Annotated in this window: 2 protein-coding genes; both read right to left on the reverse strand. The window is 55.2% G+C overall.

The features are described from left to right. Positions 1-4,986: amino acid adenylation domain-containing protein (locus L696_RS28950; RefSeq protein WP_155985461.1), on the reverse strand; the 4,986-nt coding region annotated here is incomplete at its 3' end. After that, positions 4,983-12,656 carry an SDR family NAD(P)-dependent oxidoreductase gene (locus L696_RS28955; protein ID WP_280740292.1) on the reverse strand — a complete coding sequence of 2,558 codons (7,674 nt, stop codon included), beginning with the start codon at positions 12,654-12,656 and terminating at the stop codon, positions 4,983-4,985. The genes L696_RS28955 and L696_RS28950, both read right to left, overlap by 4 nt. Positions 12,657-12,779: the final 123 nt, after the last annotated feature.

The raw sequence follows: 12,779 nt of genomic DNA on the forward strand, positions 1-12,779 counted from the left end.
TCGCAAAGGCCGTTCGTCGTTGCTCTTCCAATCCGCAAGCTCGTCGGCCACCGTTATTTCATCCGCTTTCCACGGAGCCAGCGGATTCAGCGGCAAACAATGGAGCGTGGGGGCCAACTGGCCATGTTGCATTTGCAAAAGAACCTTGGTTATTTGGGACATCGCCGAGGCAGACTCCAAGTGGCCGATATTGCCTTTAATCGACCCGACGCGGCACGGACCGTCTGAGCGCTTTATATTGCCGAACACTTCGGAAATCGCCTGCATTTCGGCGGCATCGGCCATTCCGGCGCCTGCCGCAGCCGCTTCAATATAACTGATGGAGGAAGCCTCCACGCCTGCGTTATTCAATGCTTTTCGCATCGAAGCAGCCATCGCAGAAGCGTTCGGCGCACCGAATCGCATTGTCCGTCCGGTGTGGCCGATGAACGTCCCTTTAATCACACCGAGAATGTTGTCTCGGTCCCGCTCCGCGTCTTCCACCGGCCGGATCAGCATGACTCCGACACCCTCGCCGGCTAGCCAGCCTGAGGCTTGGGCACTGAAAGGTCGGCTCTCGCCGTCCTTAGACAAAAAGTCGATGCTCCTCAAAAGAAGCTCATGATACTCATCCGTCATCAAATTGACGCCGCCGACGAGAGCGGCATCGCATTCGCCCCGCTTGATGCTTTCGCAGGCAAGATGAATCGACGTAGCCGCCGAAGAACAGGATGTATTGACCGCTACGCTGGGGCCATCCAAATTAAAGTAATAGGAAACTCGGTTGGCAATAGACGAGTGGAAGGCCATCGGCTGCTCCATCGGAGAATCGCCGCCGGGGCCGCTGACCCAGTTCTGGTAATCACTCCACATCGCGCCCATAAATACGCCTACAGAACCGGCTGTCCGCGACAATCCTTCCGCTGTATAGCCCGCATGGCTCAAACAATCCCAGGCCGCTTCCAGAACGAGCCGTTCCTGCGGATCCATCGTACGCGCTTCTCCGGGAGAGATATGGAACAACAGGCTGTCGAAGCAATCAATATGCTCCAGATACCCGCCTTTGCTGCCATTGTACGGAGCGGCAGGACGGGAGGCTGTCCACAGCTTTCGGCGTTCATCCGGAAGTGGGGATATAGCGCTGGTGCCGTCTCGAAGCAGTTCCCAGTATTCCTCCAGGCTGTGAGCTCCGGGATAGCTGCCGCTGAGGCCAATGATTGCCAGATCGTGCTGAATAAACTTCCGTTTCAAAGCCAACGGCATCCGCTCCGGCGATACCTGGGACAGAGGCTCCAGGCCGGACGGACGGTCCTCCAGACGTTTCCATCCCGCAGGCAGCGCTTGATCCACCTTGCCGCAAGTGAAGCTATGGAGCATCACATCCTTGTCGCCCAGCTTGAATCCTGCACGGACACGCTCAAATTTCAGCCCGCCGATCGGACATACGCCAATGCCGAATTCAGCTTGGCGCTCCATTAACAACTGACCCATGTATCCCGCTTCCAGCAAAGCATAATACAGGCTTTCTCCCTTGAAGACCGGCTCCAGATCGCCCAGCCGGCCGATCATAAACAAATTGAACGCTGAGGATTGGAAATGCTTGCGGTTGAACGGTGTGTGAATCTGCTTGACGAATCCTCCGGTCGCTGAAGACAATCTTACCAGCGAGTGCGCAGCGGCGTCGTAACGGTAAATGCCTTCCTCCAGATTCTCGATACCGCCTTCCTTGGCGTAGAGATATATGCTTATCGCGCGAATTCCGGCGGCATCTTCAGACAAATACCTGTCCGTTCCTTCCGCCGTCTGCGGTCTAAACAGCGTCAGCAGCTTTCCAAGCCGCTCCAGCGGCACCGGACCGCTCTGGTAGTTCCGTTGGCAAGCACGCATCTCATAGCGTCCATTGGCCGATGGCATACGCTCCAAGGGTACTGTCGCTTCCTCCGCGATTTCCCGGAGATGCAGCCGTTTCGCCATAAATCTAAAGTGTTCCTTCGGGCTCATGATTTGCAGTTGATCCCACTGCGAAATCGACTCAATATCGAGACATTCGGCGTACGCGCCTTCGTTGGCGGCATCTGTAAAATGCGTCGTAGAAGTTTCACCCGTTTCCCGCAAGTATTCAGCCAGCGTCTGCATCTGTCCGCCGTCTACCGCAGGGTCCGGCACACCGCCCAATATACAATGCAGGAAACGGTGGCCCTGATTCAGGTGCATACCTTCGCGTATTGCGCCGAAATCGAGGCCTGTCGCCGGATAAACGCCCAGTCCGCAATCTTCCTGTCTGCTTACCAGCAGTTGGGCCATGTACCCCGCCTCCACCGTTGCGAGCACCTGACTGCCCATCTGATAAATCGGCACAATGGCATCCATCTGCGCAATAAAAAACAATGCAAATCCGGCCGTATCGACCACAGTCCGATCGCGGGGCATAAATGCCGTCCGTTCCAGCTCAAAACGGCCATTAATCAGAGCCAGCACATGTCGCTCGGGATGAAAGTAGTAGAGGCCGCCCTGCAGGCCCTCCACTGCTTGTTCTTTAACGAAAATATAGGTCTGAATGGCATTCAGACCTCCCGCTGACGGATAATGGTATTTATACTTGCCGCCGTCCGCTTCCTCATGCGCTCCCAGCCAGGATATCATCCTGCTGAAAGACCGGAACGGAATCTTGCTGCTGACAAACCGCCACGCCGTTTCCCCCTGGCTGTATGCCGATGGGCTAAAGGACGCGAGGGAGAGTTCCGTAATTGCACCGTTATCTGCAGTGCCCGTCGTATTTAGTGTTTGCGTTTCCTGAATCTCAACTTCGGCGGCATGTATCCGCGGCAGTTCCCCCTCCCCGTGTCCGGGAGCAATCCGCTGCGCGACATAAGCCGATACCGCTGCAAGGTTAGGCTCATTCAAAAAGAGATCGACAGGAACCGCAACGCCATACCTCCCCTGGATGTTCTCCACGATTTGCACCATTGTCAACGAAGTTGCACCTTGATCGAACAAGTCATCCCTGGGAAGGATTTCTTTCAAATTCAGCGCATCGGCTAAATAAGCCGTCAATTCGCGAAGCACCTTACTTTCGGGAGTTTCGGCAGGCGCACGCCCCACCGATGGACCCGGACATAAGGACGGAGCAGCCATGCTGCCTGTAGCTCCGTCAATTTCCCCACGGTTATGCTCCTGCGGCGATTTGTTTGGGAAGTTGCCGGTTCGGGAAATGTATCCCGCTATGGCCGCCACAGTAGGTTCATCAAGAAAGATTTCGACCGGTACAGCTATCCCATACTGCCGGTTTAGATTTTCTCCCACCTGAACCATCGTCAGCGAAGTAGCCCCATTTTCGAACAAATCATCGTCTGCCCTCAATTGATCCGTTTTCAGCAACTGCTTCATCTCTTCCAGCAGTCCGGCCGTAATGTCTGCCAGCCAGGCTGCGCCATCAACAGTGGCTTCGGCATGCCGTGCAGAAGATTCGGCGGGAAAATCAGAAGTATCGACAGGCCAAGGCAACGCTTTGCGATCCAATTTCCCGTGGGCCGTTACCGGCAACGCCTTCAAATATACGATCCGGTTTGGCACCATATAATCGGGCAGCTTGCTTTTGGCAAATAACCGGATCTCTTTGACATCAGGCCATAACCCGCAGGGCTCAACATAAGCGATCAGTTTGGGATCACCGCTTTCTTCGTCCCTGACCATGGCGACGACATCCGCGACCGCGTCATGCTGCCGCATTACCGCTTCGATCTCGCCCAGCTCTACCCGGTTGCCGCGAAGTTTAACCTGAAAGTCGATCCGGCCCAAATATTCCACCATGCCGTCAGCCAGATAACGCACGTGGTCTCCGGTCTTATAAATTCTGGCCCCCTCTACTCCGCTGAAAGGATCGGAGATAAAGGAAGCTGCAGTCAATTCCCGCTGGTTCAGGTAGCCCTTGGCCAGCCCGATCCCGCCGATATACAGTTCGCCTTCCGCCGCCGGCCTAAGGGCATGATCCAGAATATGTAGCTCAATATTGTCGATCGGGCGGCCGATCGGAACTTTGCGGTCCTCCCGCTCCTCACACTCCCAATACGTAACATCGATTGCCGCTTCAGTTGGACCGTACAAATTATGCAATCGTGCACAGAGTTTTTGCTTGAAAGCAGCTACCAACTCAAAAGGAAGCGCCTCCCCGCTTGTGAATACATGCCGCAGTGTGCGGCAATGCAGCACGCCGGAATTCTGTAAGAAAAAGTGCAGCATGGATGGAACGAAATGACATACCGTTAACTGTTCCTGCTGAATCAGCCGTACCAGATAATCGCTGTCTTTGTGACCATCCGGTTTGGCCAGCACAAGACAGGCTCCGGAAAGCAGCGGCCAGAAAAATTCCCACACCGACACATCAAATGTGAATGGAGTTTTTTGCAGCACCCGATCTCCGTCGTTCAGCCTGTATTGCCGCTGCATCCACAGCAGTCGGTTGCAGACTGCCCGGTGCGGTAGCATACATCCCTTCGGCTTGCCGGTGGAACCGGATGTGTAAATGACATAAGCCAGATTGCCGGGAGCCGCCAGGCCGTCCGGATTATCCCCACGTTCATCTTCCATGCTGTTCCATTCACTGTCCAGGCAAACCACTGTGCCGTTAAACCCGCTCAGCTTATGCGCATGTTTATCCTGGGTGAAGACAACGCTTACCCCGGCGTCCTCCAGCATAAATGCCAGCCGTTCTCCCGGAGATTCGCAATCTAGCGGCAGATAAGCCCCTCCCGCTTTCAATATTCCGAGCAGCGCAACTACCATCTCCGGAGAACGCTCCATGAAGACGCCTACGATGCTATCGGGACCAACACCAATGTCCCGCAGATACCAAGCGGTACGGTTCGCCCGTTCATTCAGTTCGGCGAAGGAGAGTGTCTGCCCGTTAAAAAGAAGTGCCGTGGCACAGGGAGTTCGTTGCACCTGCTCCTCGACCAGTTCATGCAAGCACCGCTTCTCTGACTGTTCATCTGCTTGCAGCATGTTCATCGTATCACATACCTTTCGTCGTTATGGCCATGGCCGCGAACAACATAATCCATAGATTTTTCCTGGACCAGCTCGTTCCAGCCGAATTCATCCCATGAATATCCGTTTGAGGAGGCAAGCGCCTCTAGGGTGGACACATATCTGGAAAACATCTCCTTGATCATCCGCTCAGGATACACGCCTCTCAGCACATCCCACTGAAAGTAAAGCTTGCCGCCGCGCTCTTCGGCGATATGGTCCAGATAAACCTGCGGTGTTTTGGTGATGGTATCCAATTTCTTGAAATTCTCCGGCCAAACGAGTCCGCCTTGCGGCAGCAGATTGGTGAAGACTACCGGAAACAGCGGTCCTCTCTCCCCTCCTCTGCGCATTGCAGCTTTGCGCAACCCTTTCAGCCCGCTCACTGCCATATGCGATAAGTCCGCTTGAACAGTTTCTCCGCAGCGTCTAACATTATCTGCGAAGCTTCCGGAGCCGGTGCCGAAGGACACCCAGCTCATGGCGGTAAAATCACCGACCGTCTCATACATATGTGGATGGAGCGGGAGACGGTCCCAGCATGGTATGGAAATTGTAAAGGGCTCATGCTTCAACTGGGCTGCAAGGGTTCCGGCAAAGGCGGTCAGCAGTACCATTCCCGGTTCCATTCCGCGCTTGCCGGCGCGCTCTTTCAACGTATGCCAGGAGTAAAGGACGCCATGATACTGTACATAATCTAGTTGACCACCTGCTGTGCTTCCCGCTGTCGAGAGCAGCTTAGGTCCGGGGGGCAATGCAGCAAACTTACTTTCCCAATATCTCATGCTTTGGGCATAGCTTTCGGTTTTTTTATAAATTTGCAATGACATGACATAATCGCGAAACAGCCCAGCGGTCGGCGAAGGCTCTGTGCCGGATTGCTCGTACCCGTTAAGCCATTGGGCAAGGAGCAGTTGAATACTGTAGCCGTCCGCAATCAACATGTCGATGCTGAAGTGAATCCGGTAACGCCCCCCGGGCAGCACCGACACCCGGAGCTCAAAGTAAGGCCAAACATTCAGATCAAACACCCTGTCGAGCATTAGCTGCTTCGTCAATTGAAGCGCTTTTTCCGCTTCCGCCTCGCTTTGAGCTGACAGGTCGCTCCATTCGATCCGATATTCGGGCGGATGCTCCAGCAATTGCTGGACACCATCCGGGCGGATCACGGTCGCAAGCATTGGATGAAGCCGCACCAGACATTTCCAGGCCTCTCCCAGTTTGTCCCGGTCGAGTTGCTCCGCTTCAATTTCCTGATAGAACTGGCAGCTGCTGTTGCCGCCAGACATATATGCGCTGCGTCCGAATACGTAAGCCTGCTGCTGATCCGTTAGCGGAAACGGCTTGTAAAGGTCCTGGGGATTGCTTTCGAATGTTAGGCCCTCCGGGATTTCGAATACCCGGCGGGGGCTGTCATCCGGTATTGCCGGCGTTACTGTTCCTGTGTTAGACGCTAGAGGCAAGTGCTCCCGCCGTTCCCCCTTCGCTGCATACTCCGTAAGCATGGATTCTTTCCATATATCCTCTGCAGAGGCAAGCTTGCCCAACAGAGCGCAATATTCTCCGAACATCGTCTGCATAGTGCCTTCCTGGAACATTCCCTCAGCCACATCCCAATTCAGCACCAGATCTCCATCCCTTTCCAAAACCTGATGATCCAGGTACACTTGCGGCGTTTGTGTGACCATATAGCTGACCTGGTCAAAAAAGCTGCTCTCGCCAGTTGCAGTCCCACTGTTGATAAGCGATGTAAACACTACGGGCAAGGATGACATTCCGGACATCCGGTTGCTGACCTTCAGCTCTCGGAGCGCGCGGACACCGCTGACGCTGCTATGGTCGAGAGCCGCCCACAATTGCGCCTGATGGCTGAGCAGACGGTCGATAAACGCCTCTCCTCCGTCCTCCTCAATGATGAACAGGCTTGAAGAAAGAAACGGACCCAGCACTTGATCAAGCTGTGGATGAATCGGAACACGGTTCATCAGCGTAAGGATCAGCGTAAAAGTGCTCTGTTTGCTCCAAGCGCGGAGAATTTCGGTAAATGCTCCAAGGAGCACGATGGTTGGAGACACTCCGCCGCTGTCCGCTTTGCGCTTGAGCCGATCCCATTGCTCTCCGGGCAGAATGGAAGTAAGCCTGGTTCTCTGGTATCGATCCATTCCGCTTAATTCAAGATTGCTGCGCGTGGGGAAAAGTGGACCATAAGGCATGTCGTGCAGCTTATTCTCCCAGAAATCCAAATCTTTGCGGTGGCGCAGCGAGCCTTCAAACGCTTTAATCGCTGCAATGTAGTCGCGAAAGCTTATCTCCAGCCCAGGTAAAACGCCAGCGCCCCGTTCATAGAGATGCTTCCACTGCTGCAAGAGCATAATTAAGCCACTTGCGTCGATGATAAATTCATCAATACTGAAGTGAACGAGATAACGCTGGTCCGGGCACAGGCTGATCCGGATATCGAACAACGGCCACTGGCCGGTCTCGTATACCTTGTGAGACATAACGTTCCGTGTCTTCGCAAGAGCTTCTTCCCGGGCCGGTGCACTTTTTCTCCGTAAATCTGCGGCTTTTATGGTATAAGAGGGCACCTCCTCAAGCACTTGCTGCCTTCCCTCCGGTAGAATTACACAACGAAGCATATCGTGATGGGCCACCAGCGCTTTCCACGCCTTTCCCAGCCAGTAAATGTCCAGATCCGCCGCTTCCCACTCCAAATAAATATGGCAACCAGCGGGATCGCCGCCGATTTTCAGCTTGCGTCCCGTCAGGAATGATTCCTGCATGTCGGTAAGCGGAAACGGTTCATATCTTTTCTCGGGATCTGGCACCAGCACAGGGAGGAGCGCCCTTTCATTGGCAGACTCGCTCCGTTCGGCACCTGCATGCGCAGCATCTATACCCGGTAAAAGCTTTTCGGCATCCACGCTGACAAGCCAATGACGAACGCTCTCTTCAAGCTGTTCCACGGTCTGCCGTTCATTTAATGCAGCCAGCGGCACTTCCAAACGGCAGGCCTCTGCAATCCTGAAGCGCAGGGTGACCGCCTGTATCGAGCTGTAACCCGCTGATGACAGCGGCTTGCGAACCGAAAGTTCTGCCGGCGGGATGCCTAGCACTTCACCGATGAGTCCCCGAATATCAGGCAAGCCTTGTATTTCCAGAACAGCTTGGCTTGGTGAATCGACAGGAACAAAAGCGTTTGTCCGCTCCGCACGCTCTGCGGCATCCGACCCAATCCAGAAGCGGCCCTTCTCAAACGGATAGGCTGGGAGCGATATTTTATGGACAAACCGTCCTTCATGCAGCCGATTCCATGGCAAACTGCCCCCTTTGGCCCAATAAAGCGCCAGCTTCTCATATTGGCGGTCTCCGAGCAGGGTGTGCAAAATAGTGTCTCCGATTCTTCCGGACAGCAGACTACGCAATTCGGTGTCCCCTTCCGACAACTCGCCGGTATACAGCGGAACAGTATTGTCCTGCTCTTCCCCACCTGCTCCGGCCAATATCAGATAGTTCCGCAGTCCTGCCAAAAGTTCATCTCTGCTTTGAACCACCAATGCGAGCCGGCTGTCCATTTCTTTCCGGCCCACCTGCAGAGTATACGCCAGGTCGGCAAGCACAAGCGGTTCCCGCGCTTCCACATACTTCAGGAGCTGGGCTGCGGAAGCTTGCAGCTGGTTGCGGGTCATCGCCGACAGCACGACCAGTTGCGGCTCTGACTTCGGGGAATCGGCTGCCGGAACCGGAATGTACTCCTCCAATACGGTATGGGCGTTGACTCCGCTGAACCCATAACTGCTAATGCTCGCCCGGCGCGGCCGGCGGTTTCCAGCGTCATCGTACGTAGGCAGCCACTGCCGGTTCTCGGACGCGATCCGGAGGCGGCTTCCTTTCAGTGAGATATTCCCATTCAGCTCCGTAAATTGGGCGATGCCGGGTATCACCCCATGCTGCATCGCCATCAACACCTTGAATAATTCCGACATGCCCGAAGCCACCTCGCCGTGACCAATGTTAGGCTTCAAGCTACTGATATAGCAGAACCGCTCGGCGTCCCCCTCCGGTGCCGGAGCGCCGAATTCGCCGGCCAGCTCCTTATAACCCGATTTCAATGCACTGATCTCAATGCCGTCCCCCAGCGGAGAACCGATGCCGTGGGCTTCCATATAGGACACCGTGGCCGGGTCAATTCCGGCAGCCTGGTAGGCTTGAAGCATCGCAGACTTCATTCCGGCTGCACTTGGTGCGGTTAGCGACATACTGCGTCCTCCGTGCGCTACCCCGGTGCCCTTGACTACAGCATAAATATGATCATGGTCCGACAGTGCGAGGCTCAGCGGTTTGACTACCATCGCGCCAACGGCTTCACTGCGCACATAGCCGTCAGCCCCTTCTTGAAACGACATAGATCTGCCTGTGGGGCTCAGGTATCCCATTGCTTCGAACCCGATGAAGCTGTCCGGAGCAATCAGCAAATTAACCGCTCCCACTACCGCCTGGTCACATTCACCACGGCGAATGCTTTCCACTGCACGATGAAGGGCGACAAATGTTGATGAACACGCCGTTTCTATAATTTCGCTGGGGCCCCGCAGATCGAAGGCGAATGAAATCCGATTGGCAATCATCGACGGAACAACAGTCGTCATGGCGAGCGATTCATGGTAAGGAATATTCTGATACTCGGTCGGCCCTGCAGCTACGAACACGCCGGTTGAACGCTGAGACAGCGCATCCGCCGACATTCCCGCATCCTCCAAGGCATGCCACACTTCCATCAGCAGCAGTCTTTGCTGTGGATCCATAAGCTCCGCTTCGCGGGGGGAGATGCCGAAGAAGAATGGGTCGAAGCGGTCAACCCCATCAATAAATCCGCCCCAGCGCTTGCCCCCCGCCTGCTTAGCCGCACTGTCGCCAATACGCCATTTCCGGCGGTCTTCCGGCACCTCGGTTACGCATATTTTGCCTTGCAGCAAGTTATTCCAGAACGACTCCAGGTTGTCCGCCATTGGAAATTTGCCGCTGATACCGACAATCGCTATTCCTTCCGCCTGGGCAGGCTTCCGTGCAACTATAGCGGGGTCTATACCGGAGTGATCGGGCAATCGGCAGGACTCAATTTGATTCGTAACCGGCACCTGTACTACATAGCTTTCGGGTGTTCCGGTTGCCCGCCCAGTGTCCTCCTTACCGCGCAAAAATACTGTAAATGCCGAAGGATAATTGTGGACTAGATATTCGGCCAGTGCACGGATGGTTGTATATTCAAAAAAGATCGTTGGCGTCAAATCCAGTTTGTACGCCTTGTTCAACTTATTCGCCATTTCCGTAAATGTAATGGAATCAAATCCGTATTTGGTAAATTCGCTGTCCTCACGGATTTGCTCCGGACGGATCTTCAACTGCCGAGATACGGCTGAAGCCAGTTCCTTTTCCACAAGCTCATGGATCTGTGCGTCTGGTAAGGCAACCGCAGAACCGGCATCCATCACGTCAACAGGTACTGGCGCAAGCAGCCTCTCCTGAATCCGCGCAGCATCTCCGCCCATGGCCATGATCTGGGTTTTACCCGAGCCGTAGCATCGGTAAAACGTACGGATCCCTGTCTCCGTCTGTATGGGAACCATCCCCCAGCGGAGCAGCAATTGATCCTCGGCCGCTTCATTTACCCGCATGCCGCCTTCCTTCCATAACGGCCAATTGACCGCCAAGGTCCGGCCGTTACGGCGGTCTTCGGCCGCAAGCGCATCGCGGTAAAGCGCATAGGCATCCATAAATGCATTTGCCGCAGCATAATCGGCTTGTCCTATATTCCCCAAACTTCCGGCCACCGAAGAAGCTATATAAAAGAAGTCAAGCGGCAACCGGCTGCTGGCCTGATCAAGATGAACGAGACCGGCAACCTTCGGTGCCATCACCCCGCGCATTTGCTGCCCCGTCTTGTTGATGATCAGACCGTCATGGAGTACGCCAGCGCCGTGAAAAATGCCGTGAAGCCCGCCAAATTCTCCCACAATATCTGCAATCAGTCCGTCGACGGCCATACAGTCAGCTACATCAACTGTCCGGTATACCGCCTGTGCGCCTAGCTTCCGCAGTTCCTCCAGCATGGCATGCTTGCCGGCATCCATCGGTGATCTTCCGATCAATATCAGGCAGGGGCTGTTCACTTGATGCGCAATTTCTGCAGCGAATATCCGGCCCAAACCTCCGGCGCCGCCTGTAATCAAATAAATCCCGTGGTGACGCCAAGGCATACGTTCGGGAACCTCATGCGCCGTCTGCTCCCAGCCGGCCACATGCCTCACTCCGCTTTGGTAGCAGATGTGGAAGTCGCCGGGATGACGGCTATCCGTATTCAGCTTATCGGCTATACTTGTGGCCGATTCACCGTGATCAACCTCAATCAGTTGGCAGAGGAGATTCGGGTGCTCCACCCGGACCGTACGAAGCAGACCAGCCAGTCCTGCAAACACTCCCCCTTCCCCACGGTTAACCGTAACGAGCTGCAACAGCAATTTTCCGTTCCGTTTCTCTGCCATAGCGCCTTTCACCTGCTCCAGCAGGTCTATCGCATATCTCATGTACCGTTCCGCCACATTGCCAACATCTTCTCGCAAAACACAGCAATCGACACCGGAGAGCAGCGATGCAAGCGTCTCGTGTTCCACTCCGTTGGGCTCACAAAAGAAGGCCATCCGCCGGGCATAGGGAATAGTCTGATTTGCCGCCTCCGCCCGTCGTTCCCGCCAGACGGGATGCAGCAGCAGCGGTTGGCTGCCGGAAGAATGTTCCTGTGACGACGCCTCGCCTTCCAATACACGCGTCGAGAATCCTTTCATCCGCACACACAGCAACCCCGATTCATCAAACAGATCGATATCTAGCTTCTCCACCTTGTCACCGGCGTTGCTTCCCTCGCTGTAGCGAATAGCTGCCCACATTGCGGCAGAGCATGGGGCATAAATTACCAGCTCTTGCAAGGCAAAAGGCAGGGCCAGCTTCATTGCGGCTTCGTTTAGGCGCAGGCCCACAGATGCTTGAAGCGCTGCGTCCATCATGCTTGGATGAAGGACATATGCATTCTCGGTACCGGCAAGCGCCTGCGGCAGAGCAAGCTTGGCCAGTACATGCCCGTCTCCGAGATAAATCGCCTCCACGCCCCGGTGGCTCGGGCCGTAATCAATGCCCATCGCTGCATATAGCGCATAGCACTGTTCCGCGCCAAGCAGGTCGCGGTTGCATTCGCCGCGCAGCACATGCAGGTTTACCGGTGTAGGAGCAGGCGCAGCAGTGAATGCCGCTTTTCCCTGCGCGTGCACAACCGGGTCCGCCCCATGTTCTTCGGCCTGACTGTATACATGGAACAAAATCTCGCCGGTGTTCTCCATCGATAGCCCGATATTCACTTGAAGAGGCGCTCCCGCTGAAACAATCGCCCGCGGCCACACCGTCTGCCTGATTACAATACTCTTCTGGTCTGTACCTGAATCCCCGGCGGACAATTCGGCGGCCACACGCACCATTTCCAGGCATGCTACGCCGGGCATAACCCGCTTTCCTTTCACGACGTGATCCGCCAGGAAAAACTCGTCGCCCGTGAATATCGAGCGGTACCGTTGTTCTTTGATGGTTGACACATTTTCCTGCAAAAGAGGATGAATCGCGCTTGAAGAAAGCTGCCGGGCCGTGGACTCCGCCTTCCCGTGAACCGGAAACCAATAACGTTCCTTGCTGAACGGGTACGGCGGCAGCGGAATGCGGCGGCAGCCTGC

Origin of the sequence: Paenibacillus maysiensis, from assembly GCF_000520815.1 — a bacterium.
Lineage (GTDB): Bacteria > Bacillota > Bacilli > Paenibacillales > Paenibacillaceae > Paenibacillus > Paenibacillus maysiensis.